Here is an 18,439-nt window from a genome sequence, read left to right on the forward strand (position 1 = left end):
GCTGTCGAGCGTGATGCTGAAGTTACCTTCTTCGTCCACAGTGCCGGTGCCAATTGCCAGGCCCGCCGCGTCTTTCACCGAGACAGTGCTGCCCGCCTCACCTTTACCAGTCAGTTCCAGGCCATTGGCACTCACTTTCAGTTCAGTCGCAGCAGCGGGTGCGGTGGTATCACCAGCAATCACTGGCGCGACGTCCGACACATTGCCTGCCTTGTCGGTCAGAGTGACATTGAGGGTCTCGCCATTCTTTTGTGGTGTGTTGAGGTTCACGGTGAACGAGCCATCAGCGCCAACGAGGCCGGTGCCGATTTGCACGCCCGCCGCGTTTTTCACGGACACCACACTGCCTGCTTCGCCTTTACCGATCAGTTCCAGGCCATCGACACTCACTTTAAGTTCAGTTGGAGCCGCCGGTGCGGTGGTATCACCCGCAATCACTTGCGTGGCCAGCGACTCGTTGCCTGCCTTGTCGGTCAGAGTGACAGTGAGGGTCTCGCCGTTTTTCTGAGGCGTATTGAGGACCGCATTGAACGAACCATCATCACCAACGGTGCCGGTACCGATTTGCACACCCGCCGCGTTTTTCACGATCACCGTGCTGCCCGCTTCGCCTTTACCGGTCAGTTCCAGGCCATTGGCACTCACTTTCAGTTCAGTCGCAGCAGCGGGTGCGGTGGTATCACCGGCAATCACTGGCGCGACCGCCGACACGTTGCCTGCCTTGTCGGTCAGAGTGACATTGAGGGTCTCGCCGTTTTTCTGCGGTGTATCAAGATTCGCGGTAAACGAACCATTAGCGTCAACAATGCCTGTGCCGATTAGGACTCCGGCTGCGTTTTTCACCGTTACCACGCTGCCCGCCTCGCCTTTACCCGTCAGCGTCAAGCCACTCTCACTGACCTCAAGCTCAGTCGGAGCTGCCGGTGCGGTGGTATCACCGGCAATCACCGGCGTGCCCACCGACACGTTGCCCGCCTTGTCGGTCAGGGTGACGGTGAGGGTCTCGCCATTGGTTTGCGCGCTGTCGAGGGTGATTGCAAAGTTGCCCTCAGCATCGACGACACCGGTGCCAATTTGCACACCCAAGGCGTCTTTCACCGTCACGGTAGTGCCAGCCTCACCTTTACCCTCCAGGGTCAGACCATTAACGCTGACGATCAGAGCCGTTGGAGCATCAGGTGCAGTGGTATCACCCGCTGTCACAGTACCCGCCAAGGACTCGTTGCCGGCTTTGTCGGTCAGAGTGACGGTCAGACTTTCGCCATTTTTTTGCGGTGCATCGAGGTCCGCGGTAAACGAGCCATTAGCGTCCACAATGCCGGTGCCGATTGGCACACCTGCGGCGTTTTTCACGGTAACAATGCTGCCCGCCTCCCCTTTGCCCGTCAGTGTCAAGCCATTCTCACTGACCTCAAGCTCAGTCGGAGCTGCCGGTGCGGTGGTATCACCGGCAATCACCGGCGTGCCCGCCGATACGTTGCCCGCCTTGTCGGTCAGGGTAACGGTGAGGGTTTCGCCATTGGTTTGAGCGGCGTCGAGCGTGATGCTGAAGTTGCCATCTTCGCCCACGGTACCGGTGCCAATTGCCAGGCCTGCCGCGTCTTTCACCGAGACAGTGCTGCCCGCTTCACCTTTACCGGTAAGCGTCAGACCATCAGCACCCACAACCAGGTTGGTTGGAGCTTCTGGAGCAGTGGTATCGCCTGCCACCACGTTGACCGAAGGCGAACTCAGGCCGCTGGCACTGCTTAAGGTGACGCCCAGGGTTTCGCCATTGGTTTGAGCGCTTTCGAGCACCACACTGAAATTGCCGTCAGCGTCTACGGTGCCGCTACCGATCACCGTGCCCGCAGCAGTTTTGATGGTTACGATGGTGCCAGCCTCGCCCTTGCCGCTCAGTGTCAGACCATCAACACTCACGCTCAGATCGGTTGGTGCGCCAGGCGCTACGGCATCACCGACAACCACAGGGGTGGCTGCCGATACGTTACCCGCCTTATCGGTCAGGGTGACTTCAAGTGTTGCGCCATTGCCTTGAGCCGGGTTGAGGACAACTTCGAAATTGCCACCCGCGCCAACAACACCAGTACCGACAGGCAAGCCAGCAGCGTCTTTGACAATAACGGTGCTGCCAACTTCACCTTTACCGGTGAGGGTCAGACCATCACCGCTCACCGCAAGGTTGGTCGGGGCATCCGGAGCAGTGGTATCGCCCGCAACAACTGGCGCAGCAACGGAGATATTGCCCGCCGCATCCGTCAGGGTGACGTTGAGCGTTTCGCCATTGGTTTGCGCGCTGTCGAGGGGGATGCTGAAGTTGCCATCTTCGCCCACGGTGCCAGTGCCAATTTCCGCACCCGCTGCGTCTTTCACCGAGACAGTACTGCCCGCTTCACCTTTACCGGTGAGGGTCAAGCCGTCAGCACTCACCACCAGATTGGTTGCAGCCTCTGGAGCCGTGGTATCGCCTGCCGTTACTGGCGCAACGTCTGAGATATTGCCCGCCGCGTCCGTCAGGGTGACGTTGAGCGTTTCGCCATTGGTTTGCGCGCTATTGAGGATGATGCTGAAGTTGCCATCTTCGCCCACGGTGCCGGTGCCAATTTCCGCACCCGCTGCGTCTTTCACCGAGACAGTGCTGCCCGCTTCACCTTTACCGGTCAGCGTCAGACCATCAGCACTCACCACCAGATTGGTTGCAGCCTCTGGAGCCGTGGTATCGCCTGCCGTCACTGGCGCAACGTCGGAGATATTGCCCGCCGCGTCCGTCAGGGTGACATTGAGTGTTTCGCCATTGGTTTGCGCGCTGTCGAGGATGATGCTGAAGTTGCCATCTTCGCCCACGGTGCCGGTGCCAATTTCCGCACCCGCTGCATCTTTAACCGAGACAGTACTGCCCGCTTCACCTTTACCGGTGAGGGTCAGACCGTCAACGCTCACGGCCAGATTGGTTGCAGCTTCCGGAGCCGTGGTATCGCCTGCCGTTACTGGCGCAACGTCTGAGATATTGCCCGCCGCGTCCGTCAGGGTGACATTGAGTGTTTCGCCATTGGTTTGCGCGCTGTCGAGGGTGATGCTGAAGTTGCCATCTTCGCCCACGGTGCCGGTGCCAATTTCCGCACCCGCTGCATCTTTCACCGAGACAGTGCTGCCCGCTTCGCCTTTACCGGTGAGGGTCAAGCCATCAGCACTCACAGCCAGATTGGTTGCAGCTTCCGGAGCCGTGGTATCGCCTGCCGTCACTGGCGCGGTGACGGAGATATTGCCCGCCGCATCCGTCAGGGTGACGTTGAGCGTTTCGCCATTGGTTTGCGCGCTCTCGAGGATGATGCTGAAGTTGCCATCTTCGCCCACGGTGCCGGTGCCAATTTCCGCACCCGCTGCATCTTTCACCGAGACAGTGCTGCCCGCTTCGCCTTTACCGGTGAGGGTCAGACCGTCAACGCTCACCACCAGGTTGGTTGCAGCCTCTGGAGCCGTGGTATCGCCTGCCGTCACTGGCGCGGCGACGGAGATATTGCCCGCTGCGTCCGTCAGGGTGACGTTGATTGTTTCGCCATTGGTTTGAGCGGCGTCGAGGGTGATGCTGAAGTTGCCATCGGCGTTCACGGTGCCGGTGCCAATTTCCACACCCGCTGCATCTTTCACCGAAACAGTGCTGCCCGCTTCGCCTTTACCGGTCAGCGTTACGCCATCGGCGCTTACAGCCAGGTTAGTCGGAGCTTCTGGAGCGGTTGTGTCTTTCGCAACCACCGGAGTAACTGCAGAGACGTTGCCGTTGGCATCGGTCAACGTTACTTCCAGGGTTTCGCCATTGGTTTGAGCAGCATCCAAGGTGACTTCAAAGTTGCCATCAGCACCGACAGTGCCAGAACCAATCACGTTGCCAGCCGGATCTTTGATGGTAATGGTCGAGTCTGGCTCGCCTTTACCGGTCACGGTCAGACCATCTTCGCTTACAACCAGCCCAGTTGGCGCTTCTGGGGCTGTGGTATCGCCTGCGATCACGCTGGTAGAAGGCGAAACAAGGCCGCCGGCGTTGGTCTGAGTGACACTCAGGGTTTCGCCATTGGTTTGTGCCGCGTCGAGGGTGATCGAGAAGTTGCCGTCCGCATCGACAGTGCCGGAGCCAATCACATTGCCTGCCGGATCCTTGATGGTGACAGTGCTGCCTGCCTCGCCTTTACCGGTGAGCGTCACGCCATCGGCACTCACGGCCAGGCCGGTTGGTGCTTCAGGCGCTACCGCTTCGCCGACAACCACGCTGCCAGCCTGCGACACGTTGCCAGCCGCATCCGTCAGCGTGACCTGCAAGGTGCCGCCATTGAGTTGAGCAGCGTCGAGGATGACTTCAAAAGTGCCATCTTCGCCTACCGTGCCGGTGCCAATTTCCAGGCCCGCCGCGTCTTTCACCGAAACAGTGCTGCCCGCTTCACCTTTACCGGTGAGGGTCAAGCCATCAGCACTCACAGCCAGATTGGTTGGAGCCTCTGGAGCCGTGGTATCGCCAGCAACAACTGGCGCAGCCACGGATACGTTGCCATTCGGATCAGTCAGGGTGACGTTGAGGGTTTGGCCGTTGGTCTGTGCAGTATCCAGGGTGACTTCAAAATCACCCTCTGCGTTGACGGTCCCGCTGCCAATGACTTTACCAGCGTCATCTCTGATCGTAACGGTACTGCCCGCCTCACCTTTACCGGTGAGGGTCAGGCCATCTGTACTCAGAGCCAGGTTGGTCGGGGCATTCGGAGCCGTGGTATCGCCTGCCGTCACTGGCGCGGCTTCGGAGATATTGCCCGCAGCGTCCGTCAGGGAGACATTGAGTGTCTCGCCATTGGTCTGCGCGCTGTCGAGAATGATGCTGAAGTTGCCATCTTCGCCCACGGTGCCGGTGCCAATTTCCGCACCCGCTGCATCTTTAACCGAGACAGTGCTGCCCGCTTCGCCTTTACCGGTGAGGGTCAGACCATCAGCACTCACAGCCAGATTGGTTGGAGCCTCTGGAGCCGTGGTATCGCCCGCAACAACTGGTGCAGCCACGGATACGTTGCCATTCGGATCAGTCAGGGTGACGTTGAGGGTTTGGCCGTTGGTCTGTGCAGTATCCAGGGTGACTTCAAAATCACCCTCTGCGTTGACGGTCCCGCTGCCAATGACTTTACCAGCGTCATCTCTGATCGTGACGGTAGTGCCCGCCTCACCTTTACCGGTGAGGGTCAGGCCATCAGCACTCACCACCAGATTGGTTGCAGCCTCTGGAGCCGTGGTATCGCCTGCCGTCACTGGCGCGGCTTCCGAGATATTGCCCGCCGCGTCCGTCAGGGTGACGTTGAGCGTTTCGCCATTGGTTTGCGCGCCGTCGAGGGTGATGCTGAAGTTGCCATCTTCGCCCACGATGCCGGTGCCAATTTCCGCACCTGTTGCGTCTTTCACCGAGACAGTGCTGCCTGCCTCACCCTTACCGGTGAGGGTCAGGCCGTCTGCACTCACCACCAGGTTGGTTGCAGCCTCTGGAGCAGTGGTATCGCCCGCAGTCACCGGAGCCGCTGCCGACACGTTACCGCTGGCATCCGTCAGGGTGACATTCAGGGTTTGGCCGTTATTTTGCGCGGTGTCGAGGGTAATGGCGAAAGTGCCGTCAGCCTCCACAACCCCGGAGCCTATTATCAGGCCCACCAAGTTTTTCACCGTGACGATGCTGCCCACTTCGCCTTTACCGCTCAGCGTCAAGCCATCCGTGCTAACGGCAAGATTGGTCGGCGCATCAGGTGCGCTAGTGTCGCCTGCTACCACACTGGAAGCCGGAGAAGTAAGGCCTGCAGCGTTAGTCAGTGAAACGGCCAGGGTTTCGCCGTTGGTTTGTGCAGCATCGAGAGTGATCGAGAAGTTGCCGTCAGCACCAACAGTGCCAGTGCCAATGACATTGCCAGCTGGGTCTTTGATAGTGACTGTGCTGCCTGCCTCGCCTTTACCGGTCAGGGTCAGGCCATCTGCGCTTACCGCCAGACCAGTTGGAGCTTCAGGCGCTACTGCTTCGCCTACAACCACACTGCCGCCTTCGGACACGTTACCCGCCGCATCGGTCAGGGTCACTTCAAGAGTGCCGCCGTTGTTTTGCGGTGCGTCGAGGGTGACTTCAAAAGTGCCGTCAGTACCCACAGTGCCCGAACCGATGACGTTGCCATCAGCATCTTTGACCGTGACGGTGCTGCCTGCTTCGCCTTTACCGGTCAACGTTACGCCATCGGCGCTTATAGCCAAGTTGGTTGGGGCGTCTGGAGCTGTAGTGTCTTTCGCCACCACCGGAGTAACTGCCGATACGTTGCCGTTGGCGTCAGTCAGCGTTACTTCAAGGGTTTCGCCGTTGGTTTGAGCGGCATCCAGAGTGACTTCAAAGTTGCCATCAGCACCGACAGTGCCGGCACCAATCACGTTTCCAGCTGGATCTTTGATGGTAATGGTCGAACCTGGCTCGCCTTTACCAGTCAGGGTCAGGCCATCTTCACTCACCACCAAACCGGTTGGGGCTTCTGGGGCAGTGGTGTCGCCAGCCTGTACCGGAGTGGCCGCAGAAATGTTGCCAGCCGCGTCAGTCAGAGTGACTTCAAGGGTTTCACCATTGGTTTGAGCGGCATCCAGGGTGACTTCAAAAGTGCCGTCAGTACCCACAGTGCCCGAACCAATGATGTTGCCATCAGCATCTTTGACTGTGACGGTGCTGCCCGCTTCGCCTTTACCAGTCAGACTCACGCCATCGGCGCTCACAGCCAGGTTAGTCGGAGCTTCTGGTGCGGTGGTGTCGCCTGCTTGTACCGGAGTAACTGCAGAGACGTTGCCGTTAGCATCGGTCAGCGTTACTTCCAGGGTTTCGCCGTTGGTTTGAGCAGCATCCAGGGTGACTTCAAAGTTGCCATCGGCACCGACGGTGCCGGAACCAATCACGTTTCCAGCTGGATCTTTGATGGTAATGGTCGAACCTGGCTCGCCTTTACCCGAGAGGGTCAGACCGTCTTCGCTTACAACCAGCCCAGTTGGCGCTTCTGGAGCCGTGGTATCGCCTGCGAGCACGCTGGTTGAAGGCGAAACAAGGCCGCCGGCGTTGGTCTGGGTGACACTCAGGGTTTCGCCGTTGGTTTGTGCGGCGTCGAGGGTGATCGAGAAATTACCGTCCGCACCAACAGTGCCGGTGCCAATCACATTGCCAGCTGGGTCTTTGATGGTAACCGTTGAGCCAGCTTCACCTTTACCGGTCAGGGTCAGGCCATCTGCGCTGACTGCCAGACCAGTTGGGGCTTCAGGCGCTACCGCCTCGCCCACCACCACACTGCCGCCTTCGGACACGTTGCCCGCAGCGTCGGTCAGGGTTACTTCAAGGGTGCCGCCGTTGTTTTGCGGTGCGTCGAGGGTGACTTCGAAACTGCCGTCAGTACCCACAGTGCCGGAACCAATGACGTTGCCATCAGCATCCTTGACTGTGACGGTGCTGCCCACTTCGCCTTTACCAGTCAGCGTCACACCATCGGCGCTTACAGCCAGATTAGTTGGCGCTTCTGGTGCGGTGGTATCGCCTGCTTGTACTGGCGTGACCGCAGAGACGTTGCCGTTGGCGTCAGTCAGCGTTACTTCAAGGGTTTCACCATTGGTTTGAGCGGTATCCAAGGTGACTTCAAAATTGCCATCCGCACCGACAGTGCCGGCACCAATCACGTTGCCAGCCGGATCTTTGATGGTAATGGTCGAGCCTGGCTCGCCTTTACCCGAGAGGGTCAGGCCGTCTTCACTCACCACCAAACCGGTTGGCGCTTCTGGGGCAGTGGTGTCGCCAGCCTGTACCGGAGTGGCCGCAGAAATGTTGCCAGCCGCATCAGTCAGCGTTACTTCAAGGGTTTCGCCGTTGGTTTGAGCAGCATCCAGGGTGACTTCAAAGTTGCCATCAGCACCGACAGTGCCGGCACCAATCACGTTGCCAGCCGGATCTTTGATGGTAATGGTCGAGCCTGGCTCGCCTTTACCGGTCACGATCAGACCATCTTCACTCACCACTAAACCGGTTGGGGCTTCTGGAGCGGTGGTGTCGCCTGCTTGTACCGGAGTAACTGCAGAGACGTTGCCGTTAGCATCGGTCAGCGTTACTTCAAGGGTTTCACCATTGGTTTGAGCAGCGTCGAGAGTAACTTCAAAATTGCCATCCGCACCGACAGTACCGGAACCAATCACGTTGCCAGCCGGATCCTTGATGGTAATGGTCGAGCCTGGCTCGCCTTTACCGGTCAGGGTCAGACCGTCTTCGCTCACTACTAGCCCAGTTGGCGCTTCTGGGGCTGTGGTATCGCCCGCGAGCACGCTGGTTGAAGGCGAAACAAGACCGCCTGCGTTGGTCTGGGTGACACTCAGGGTTTCGCCGTTGGTTTGTGCGGCATCGAGGGTGATCGAGAAGTTGCCGTCAGCACCGACAGTGCCAGTGCCAATCACATTGCCCGCTGGGTCTTTGATCGTGACTGTTGAACCGGCTTCGCCTTTACCGGTCAGGGTCAGGCCATCCGCGCTTACCGCCAGGCCAGTTGGAGCTTCAGGCGCTACTGCTTCGCCCACCACCACACTGCCGCCTTCGGATACGTTGCCCGCCGCATCGGTCAGGGTCACTTCAAGAGTGCCGCCGTTGTTTTGCGGTGCGTCGAGAGTGACTTCAAAAGTGCCGTCAGTACCCACAGTGCCCGAACCAATGATGTTGCCATCAGCATCTTTGACTGTGACGGTGCTGCCCGCCTCGCCTTTACCGGTCAACGTTACGCCATCGGCGCTTACAGCCAAATTGGTTGGCGCTTCTGGTGCGGTGGTGTCGCCTGCTTGTACCGGAGTAACTGCAGAGACGTTGCCGTTAGCATCGGTCAGCGTTACTTCCAGAGTTTCACCGTTGGTTTGAGCAGCATCCAGGGTGACTTCAAAGTTGCCATCTGCACCGACAGTGCCGGAACCAATCACGTTGCCAGCCGGATCTTTGATGGTAATGGTCGAGCCTGGTTCGCCTTTACCGGTCACGGTCAGACCATCTTCACTCACCACTAAACCGGTTGGGGCTTCTGGAGCGGTGGTGTCGCCAGCCTGTACCGGAGTGGCCGCAGAAATGTTGCCAGCCGCGTCAGTCAGAGTGACTTCAAGGGTTTCACCATTGGTTTGAGCGGTATCCAGGGTGACTTCAAAGTTGCCATCAGCACCGACGGTGCCGGAACCAATGACATTACCAGCGCCGTCTTTGACTGTGACGGTGCTGCCCACCTCACCTTTACCGGTAAGCTTCAAGCCATCTTCGCTCACCACCAAACCGGTTGGGGCTTCTGGGGCAGTGGTGTCGCCTGCTTGTACCGGAGTGACCGCAGAGACGTTGCCGTTGGCGTCGGTCAGCGTTACTTCAAGGGTTTCACCATTGGTTTGAGCAGCGTCGAGAGTAACTTCAAAGTTGCCATTCGCACCGACAGTGCCGGAACCAATCACGTTGCCAGCCGGATCTTTGATGGTAATGGTCGAACCTGGCTCGCCTTTACCAGTTAGGGTCAGGCCGTCTTCGCTCACTACTAGCCCAGTTGGGGCTTCTGGAGCCGTGGTATCGCCCGCGAGCACGCTGGTTGAAGGCGAAACAAGGCCGCCTGCATTGGTCTGGGTGACACTCAGGGTTTCGCCGTTGGTTTGTGCGGCATCGAGGGTGATCGAGAAATTACCGTCCGCACCAACAGTGCCAGTGCCAATCACATTGCCAGCTGGGTCTTTGATCGTGACTGTTGAACCGGCTTCGCCTTTACCGGTCAGGGTCAGGCCATCCGCGCTTACCGCCAGGCCAGTTGGAGCTTCAGGCGCTACTGCCTCGCCCACCACCACACTGCCGCCTTCGGACACGTTGCCCGCCGCATCGGTCAGGGTCACTTCAAGAGTGCCGCCGTTGTTTTGCGGTACGTCGAGGGTGACTTCGAAACTGCCGTCAGCACCCACAGTGCCGGAACCAATGATGTTGCCATCAGCATCTTTGACTGTGACGGTGCTGCCCACTTCGCCTTTACCGGTCAGCGTTACACCATCGGCGCTTACAGCCAGATTGGTTGGCGCTTCTGGTGCGGTGGTATCGCCTGCTTGTACTGGCGTAACCGCAGAGACGTTGCCGTTAGCATCGGTCAGCGTTACTTCCAGAGTTTCACCGTTGGTTTGAGCGGTATCCAGAGTGACTTCAAAGTTGCCATCAGCACCGACAGTGCCGGAACCAATCACGTTGCCAGCCGGATCTTTGATGGTAATGGTCGAACCTGGCTCGCCTTTACCAGTCAGGGTCAGACCGTCTTCGCTTACAACCAGCCCAGTCGGGGCTTCTGGAGCCGTGGTATCGCCCGCGAGCACGCTGGTTGAAGGCGAAACAAGACCGCCTGCGTTGGTCTGGGTAACACTCAGGGTTTCGCCGTTGGTTTGTGCGGCATAGAGGGTGATCGAGAAATTACCGTCCGCACCAACAGTGCCAGTGCCAATGACATTGCCAGCTGGGTCTTTGATAGTGACAGTGCTGCCTGCCTCACCTTTACCGGTGAGCGTCAGGCCATCCGCACTTACCGCCAGACCAGTTGGAGCTTCAGGCGCTACTGCTTCGCCCACCACCACACTGCCGCCTTCGGATACGTTGCCCGCAGCGTCGGTCAGGGTCACTTCAAGAGTGCCGCCGTTGTTTTGCGGTGTGTCGAGGGTGACTTCGAAACTGCCGTCAGTACCTACAGTTCCGCTGCCAATGACGTTACCAGCGCCGTCTTTGACTGTGACGGTGCTGCCTGCTTCGCCTTTACCGGTCAGCGTTACACCATCGGCGCTTACAGCCAGGTTAGTCGGAGCTTCTGGTGCGGTGGTGTCGCCTGCTTGTACCGGAGTAACTGCAGAAACGTTGCCGTTAGCATCGGTCAGCGTTACTTCAAGGGTTTCACCATTGGTTTGAGCAGCGTCGAGAGTAACTTCAAAGTTGCCATCCGCACCGACAGTGCCGGAGCCAATCACGTTGCCAGCCGGATCTTTGATGGTAATGGTCGAGCCTGGCTCGCCTTTACCAGTCAGGGTCAGGCCATCTTCGCTCACCACTAGGCCGGTTGGGGCTTCTGGAGCCGTGGTATCGCCCGCGAGCACGCTGGTTGAAGGCGAAACAAGGCCGCCGGCGTTGGTCTGGGTAACACTCAGGGTTTCGCCGTTGGTTTGTGCGGCGTCGAGGGTGATCGAGAAATTACCGTCCGCACCAACAGTGCCGGTGCCAATCACATTGCCCGCTGGGTCTTTGATCGTGACAGTGCTGCCTGCCTCACCTTTACCGGTGAGCGTCAGGCCATCCGCACTTACCGCCAGGCCAGTTGGAGCTTCAGGCGCTACTGCTTCGCCCACTACTACACTGCCGCCTTCGGACACGTTGCCCGCCGCATCAGTCAGGGTTACTTCAAGAGTGCCGCCGTTGTTTTGAGGTGCGTCGAGGGTGACTTCAAAAGTGCCGTCAGTACCCACAGTGCCCGAACCAATGATGTTGCCATCAGCATCCTTGACTGTGACGGTGCTGCCCGCTTCGCCTTTACCAGTCAGGGTCACGCCATCGGCGCTTACAGCCAGATTGGTTGGCGCTTCTGGAGCTGTGGTATCGCCTGCTTGTACTGGCGTGACCGCAGAGACGTTGCCGTTGGCATCGGTCAGCGTCACTTCCAAAGTTTCACCGTTGGTTTGAGCGGCATCCAGAGTGACTTCAAAGTTGCCATCCGCACCGACAGTGCCGGAACCAATCACGTTGCCAGCCGGATCTTTGATGGTAATGGTCGAGCCTGGCTCGCCTTTACCGGTCAGGGTCAGACCATCTTCGCTCACTACCAGTCCGGTTGGCGCTTCTGGAGCTGTGGTATCACCCGCAAGCACGCTGGTTGAAGGCGAAACAAGGCCGCCTGCGTTGGTCTGGGTGACACTCAGGGTTTCGCCGTTGGTTTGTGCGGCATCGAGGGTGATCGAGAAATTACCGTCCGCACCAACAGTGCCAGTGCCAATCACATTGCCAGCTGGGTCTTTGATCGTGACTGTTGAACCGGCTTCGCCTTTACCGGTCAGGGTCAGGCCATCTGCGCTCACCGCCAGATCAGTTGGAGCTTCAGGCGCTACTGCTTCGCCCACCACCACACTGCCGCCTTCGGATACGTTGCCCGCCGCATCAGTCAGGGTCACTTCAAGAGTGCCGCCGTTGTTTTGCGGTGCGTCGAGAGTGACTTCAAAAGTGCCGTCAGTACCCACAGTGCCCGAACCAATGATGTTGCCATCAGCATCCTTGACTGTGACGGTGCTGCCTGCTTCGCCTTTACCGGTCAACGTTACGCCATCGGCGCTTACAGCCAAATTGGTTGGCGCTTCTGGAGCAGTTGTGTCTTTCGCAACCACCGGAGTAACTGCCGATACGTTGCCGTTGGCATCGGTCAGTGTTACTTCCAGGGTTTCACCGTTGGTTTGAGCAGCATCCAGGGTGACTTCAAAATTGCCATCGGCACCGACGGTGCCGGAACCAATCACGTTGCCAGCTGGATCTTTGATGGTAATGGTCGAACCTGGCTCGCCTTTACCGGAGAGGGTCAGACCGTCTTCGCTTACAACCAGCCCGGTTGGCGCTTCTGGGGCTGTGGTATCGCCCGCGAGCACGCTGGTTGAAGGCGAAACAAGACCGCCTGCGTTGGTCTGGGTGACACTCAGGGTTTCGCCGTTGGTTTGTGCAGCTTCGAGAGTGATCGAGAAATTACCATCTGCACCGACAGTGCCGGTGCCAATCAAATTGCCAGCTGGGTCTTTGATAGTGACAGTGCTGCCTGCCTCGCCTTTACCGGTCAGTGTCAAGCCATCCGCGCTGACTGCCAGACCAGTTGGTGCTTCAGGCGCTACTGCTTCGCCTACAACTACACTGCCGCCCTCGGACACGTTGCCCGCCGCGTCGGTCAGGGTCACTTCAAGAGTGCCGCCGTTGTTTTGCGGTGCGTCGAGGGTGACTTCAAAACTGCCGTCAGCACCTACAGTTCCGCTGCCAATGATGTTGCCATCAGCATCTTTGACTGTGACGGTGCTGCCCGCTTCGCCTTTACCAGTCAGGGTCACGCCATCGGCGCTTACAGCCAGGTTAGTCGGAGCTTCTGGTGCGGTGGTGTCGCCTGCTTGTACTGGTGTGACTGCCGATACGTTGCCGTTGGCGTCAGTCAGCGTCACTTCCAGGGTTTCGCCGTTGGTTTGAGCAGCATCCAAGGTGACTTCAAAGTTGCCATCAGCACCGACAGTACCGGAACCAATCACGTTGCCAACCGGATCTTTGATGGTAATGGTCGAGCCTGGCTCGCCTTTACCCGAGAGGGTCAGGCCATCTTCACTCACCACCAAACCGGTTGGCGCTTCTGGGGCTGTGGTATCGCCCGCCACAACGTTGACAGACGGGGAAATGTTGCCCGACGCGTCGGTCAGGGTCACCCCAATGGTTTGGCCATTTTTTTGTGGCGTGTCCGGGGTCAAGGCGAACGTGCCGTCAGTTCCTACAGTGCCGGTGCCGATCACATTGCCAGCAGAGTCTTTGAGGGTAACCGTTGAGCCGGCCCGCCCTTTACCGCTGACCGTGAGGCCATCTGCGCTGACGGCAAGGTCTGTCGGAGCATCAGGGGCCGTCCCGACTGTGCCTTGAACGGTGTAACTTTGCCCGGCCGACTGGTTCTGCGCCGCATCGGTCAGGGTAGTTTGAATCTCTTCACCCGGGGTGCGTGGAGCATTCAGGATCACGGTGAAATTGCCGTCAGCCCCCACAGTGCCGGTGCCGATCACGTTACCCGCACTGTCTTTGACGGTGACCTGGCTGGCTGGCTCGCCTTTACCTCTGAATGTGACCCCATCCGCCGCCAAAACCAACTCGGTCGGCGGGGCAGGCGGGGTGGTATCGCCCGCGACCACGCTACCCGATTGCGACACATTGCCCGCGGCATCGGTCAAAGTGACGTCCAGGGTCTGGCCGTTGTTTTGCGGGGTGGTCGGCTTAACGCTGAAGTTGCCATCCGCCCCGACAGTGCCGGTGCCAATGACATTGCCTGCGGAATCCTTGAGGGTCACTGTCGAACCTGGCTCGCCTTTGCCGCTGACAGTCTGGCCATCAGCACTCACTGCCAGGCCGGTTGGTGCATCCGGAGCGGTGGTGTCTTTAGTGACCACGCTGCCGGCCGACGACTGATTGCCGGCCGCATCGGTCAATATGACATCCAGCGTTTCCCCATTGTTCTTGGGCGTATTCAAAGGCACCTGAAAGTTTCCGTCAGCGCCCACGGTCCCACTGCCGACCACATTCCCGGCCGAATCCTTGATTGTCACTGTGGCCCCCGCCTCACCCTTGCCGCTGACGGTCAGGCCATCGCGGCTCACGGAAAGGCCGGTCGGGGTGGCCGGAGGTGTTACATCGGCATCACCGCCATGATGATGACCACCGCCACCGCCGCCACCACCGAGTGCCGCTGCCGCACCGCCTGCCGCCAGAAGGCCAAGCCCCCACCAGACCCAGTCCGGCGTTGAACTTGCGCCATCGGCCGCGGCCGCCAGGGTCAAATCGTCGAGTGAGGAAATGTGGCTGAAAGTGAAGCCCGAATACGGGGAGGAATACTGGCCTAACAGCAACTCACCATTGTTGCCTTCCAGCACCAGTTGGTTAATCGCACCGTCGCTACCTGCCACAAAAAAGTTCTGGATAGTGAACGTCTCTCCAGACTTGAGCGTAATAACCAGATTCTGACCGGACTGTTGAAAAGACTGAACGCTCTCAGGCGCGAACGGCAGTTTGATAATGCTGGTTCCTTTTAGGCCAACTGTACCCACCGACTGTTCGGAAGTCGCACCTGTAGCCTTATCGACGATCACTATGTTTTTCATCTGGCACCTACTTTATATATTCGACAGATAGGGGGGAAAACCAGGCGCTATAAAAAAAAGGCGCAAGTTGCCCCGGCGGCGGAATTAACAGCCGAGTGTTTAAAAAGGGATTTGTGCTACTGACTGGCTAGCAGGGGCTCTGGGCCTCAGCCTACACCGGTATCTTCAAGGCTGTGCCTTTGATCCGGGAGACGACAGCAGTTGGCTTGCTGAAATGACTGCAACTCGACGCACACTTTACGAATCCATTCGTTAACCATGGCAAACACACCTATACCGCACACTATGAACACACCGCTAGGTGGGCGAATGTCTAACTCCACTGCTCACGACAACGTCGGAGACCACGGACAATACTAGCCACACACCCGGCATTTTCAAAACGCGAAAAATACGTCTACCCCGGGCGTTTCAATAACGCACAGCCAATGAACATTTGAATCTGCTTACGTGACAATGAAAATCTAATACGTGCTGATTTCATGATAATGAAAGGCGCATAGCATGTGCATGAAACACATACACGACACACCTAAAAGTGCATGTTTTAATTTTTGAAAAATAATAAAAACAATGGTGTTATAACTTTAGTACTAATGCAGCGTGCCCTGTATCACGCGTCACCGCGCCGCGACTCATCTTTATCAGGCATGGACTTTCATAAAGTCGATAAACACCCGTACCTTGAGCGGCAAGTGGCGGGTGTCGGGGTACAAGGCGTAAATCCCTTGGCGGGTCAGTTGCCAATCGGGCAGCAGGTGCACCAGCCGACCGGCCCGCAAATCCTCTTCAATCAGCCAGTCCGGCAAGATCGCCACCCCCTGCCCGGTCAATGCAAAGGCTTGCAACACCGATGAGTTGTCCGCCTTGATCCGCGCCTTGGCCGGGTTGGGTTGATAGGGGCGCGTCACCCCGCTGCTCAATTCGGTCATGCTCAGTTCACCAACCCGCCCATGCTCCAGCCAAGGTGCTTGCTCCAGGGCTTGCACGCTGTTGATAGGCGCCAGGCTGGCAACAAAGCCCGGCGACGCCACCGGCAGAATTTCAAAGGTGCGCAACTGAACGGCGCGATGGCTGGAGTCGAGCACGCGCCCCAGCCGCAGGGCCACGTCAAAGCGCTCGGAGATCAGATCCGCATGGGTCGAAGACGTCGACAGGTGCACATTGAGCTCAGGATGACGGGCACGAAACAGTTCCAGTGCAGGCACTACTTTGGCCAACGCGTACTCCACCGTGGTGGTGATGCGCAACGTCCCCTTGAGTTCAGTGTGTTCGCTGCGTGCCTCATCAATCGCCAACCGGGCTTCTTCGAGCATGCTCAGGCAGCGCTGATAAAAACGCTCCCCCGCCTCGGTCAACGCCAGCCGCCGGGTGTTGCGGGTGAGCAAGGTTACGCCGAGCTCAGCCTCCAGCCGCTTGATATTGAAGCTGACCACGGCCCGGGTCTGGCCCAGCAAATCTGCGGCAGCAGTCAGAGAGCCGGCTTCGACCACGGCCTTGAAGGTGTCGAATCGATCGAGGCTGACCATGCTTGAACCCGCTGACTGTCAAAATAATTTTGACAATCTAGCAGGGAGAAGGCCGTTTTTCTAAGCGAAAAAGCGGCTTACTGTGCAGGCTCTTTCAAGGAGCCCGACATGGCTTATCGCAACAAACTCGCGCTGGTGTATCTGCTGGGCTTTGCCTTGGACCTGGTAAACATGTTCGCCGCCTCGATTGCTTATCCGCAGATCGGCCAGACCCTGCACGCCTCCATCAACCAGTTGGCATGGATCGGCAATGCCTACATGCTCGGCCTCACGCTGATCATTTTGCCCAGCGTGTGGCTGGCGTCGGTGTTTGGCGAGAAACGCCTGATACTCGCCTCGCTGCTGTTGTTCAGCGTCGCGTCGTGGTGCGTGGCGCAAGCGTCCTCAATCGAAGCGCTGATCAGTTGGCGCCTGCTTCAGGGCCTGGGTGGCGGCTTGTTGATCCCCGTGGGCCAGGCCATGGTCTACCGGCACTTTCCGGTGCGCGAACGGGCGCGCCTGACGTCGGTGATTCTCTTGGTCGCGCTGCTGGTGCCTGCACTGTCCCCGGCTCTGGGCGGCTGGGGGGTTGAATTATGGTCATGGCGAGGGGTGTTTTACGCCAACCTGCCGCTGGCCGTGCTGGCTTTGGGGTTGGCGGCGCTGTGGCTAAAACCCGAACCGCGTACCGACTCGCGCCCGGCTCTGAACCTCAAGAGCCTGGCAAACGGCGTGCGCCACATGGGCGATTTACTGAAAAGCCCGCTGCTGCGCGTCGCGATGCTCATGTATGTGTTTGTCGCAGGGATTTTTATTGGCACCCAACTGGTGAGTATTTTGTATTTGAGCCAGTTGGGGTTGAGCCCTTCGCAAACTGGCGCCCTGATGCTGCCCTGGGCGCTGGCCTCGGCTCTGGGCATCATGCTGAGCCGTTATCAGTTCAACCGCCTCGGCCCCAAACCTCTGCTTGTGCTGGGCATGAGTGCACAAGCGCTAGGCATTGTGCTGTTGATCCAGCTCGATGGTTCAAACCTGTGGCTGGCAACGGCGCTGTACGCCTTGATGGGCTTTGGCGGCAGCCTGTGCAGCAGCACCGCACAAAACACTGCATTTATCGACGTGATTCCCGAACGCATGGGCCACGCCAGCGCACTCTGGAATATCAACCGTCAATTGAGTTTTCTGCTGGGCCCGGCGCTGATGATGGCGTTGTTCGCCGCCTTGAGCGCAATCACCTCGACGTCCCAGGCCTTTGCCCTATGCTTTGCCATCGGTTGTGCATTAACCCTGGTGCCGCTCATTCCTGTGTTACGCCTCAATACTCCACGCGTGCTGGCCTTACTGGCACCCTGACCTGGAAATACTGATGACTGACTATTCGAGCTACTTCGACCTTGTAACCGAAACCCACCTTGAGATCGAGGGCTGGTTTTCCGGCCTTGAGCCAGGCGTGTTACCTGTGCTGCTCGCACGGTTTTCACCTCGGTTTTCGATGATTACCCCTTCGGGCAAAGTACTGGATGCCGACGGTGTCGAGACGTTGTTTGAACAACAGCGTGGCGCCCGGCCGGGGCTGGTCATTACCCTCAGCGAGTTCAAGGGCATCGCCCTGCACGCAGAAGGTGCGGTGGTCAGCTACCGAGAGCTGCAAGAGGAACACAACGGCACCCGTACGGATCGTCGGGCCACTGTGGTATTTGAAAAAGACCCCAGCGGCAAAGTGCTGTGGCGTCATTTGCATGAGACATTTAGCGCGGGTTAATCAGGTATTTACCCTATTGCCAAAAAACCGTAGGAGCGAGCTTGCCTCGCGATCTTTTAAAAGATAAAAAGTTCGCGAGGCAAGCACGCTCCTACACAGTCGTGCACGTTATTTGTCGGTCTGATCAACAATCACGGTGCACCAGCGGCAAAGTGCTGTGGCGTCATTTGCATGAGACGTTTCGCGCGGGTTAAGCAGGTATTTACCCTATTGCCAAAAAACCGTAGGAGCGGGGGTGGGGGGGGGG

At 58.4% G+C, this 18,439-nt stretch carries 4 protein-coding genes; 2 read left to right on the top strand and 2 right to left on the bottom strand.

Annotated elements, in window-relative coordinates; translation table 11 throughout:
• Together NTD86_RS15265 and NTD86_RS15270 are read right to left on the bottom strand one after the other, a co-directional pair.
• A partial coding sequence (locus tag NTD86_RS15265; RefSeq protein ID WP_262203407.1) for an Ig-like domain-containing protein occupies nucleotides 1-14,922 on the bottom strand: 14,922 nt, incomplete at its 3' end.
• Between the two features lie 644 nt (nucleotides 14,923-15,566).
• On the bottom strand, nucleotides 15,567-16,451 hold the full coding sequence (locus NTD86_RS15270; protein WP_262203408.1) for a LysR family transcriptional regulator: 885 nt from the start codon (nucleotides 16,449-16,451) through the stop codon (nucleotides 15,567-15,569).
• 108 nt (nucleotides 16,452-16,559) lie between these two features.
• Here NTD86_RS15270 and NTD86_RS15275 point away from each other — a divergent pair, with 108 nt between their 5' ends.
• Together NTD86_RS15275 and NTD86_RS15280 are read left to right on the top strand one after the other, a co-directional pair.
• A complete protein-coding gene (locus tag NTD86_RS15275) occupies nucleotides 16,560-17,783 on the top strand; it encodes an MFS transporter (RefSeq protein ID WP_262203410.1) in 1,224 nt (407 codons plus the stop codon).
• A gap of 13 nt (nucleotides 17,784-17,796) precedes the next feature.
• Nucleotides 17,797-18,192, top strand: a complete 396-nt coding sequence (locus NTD86_RS15280; protein WP_262203412.1) for a DUF4440 domain-containing protein — start codon at nucleotides 17,797-17,799, stop codon at nucleotides 18,190-18,192.
• Nucleotides 18,193-18,439: the final 247 nt, after the last annotated feature.

Source organism: Pseudomonas sp. 7P_10.2_Bac1 (assembly GCF_025465935.1).
GTDB lineage: Bacteria > Pseudomonadota > Gammaproteobacteria > Pseudomonadales > Pseudomonadaceae > Aquipseudomonas.

Excerpts from the sequence above, each read along its gene's own strand:
- NTD86_RS15270 (WP_262203408.1), bottom strand. The coding sequence starts at position 16,451 with ATGGTCAGCCTCGATCGATTCGACACCTTCAAGGCCGTGGTCGAAGCC.
- NTD86_RS15275 (WP_262203410.1), top strand. The coding sequence starts at position 16,560 with ATGGCTTATCGCAACAAACTCGCGCTGGTGTATCTGCTGGGCTTTGCC.
- NTD86_RS15280 (WP_262203412.1), top strand. The coding sequence starts at position 17,797 with ATGACTGACTATTCGAGCTACTTCGACCTTGTAACCGAAACCCACCTT.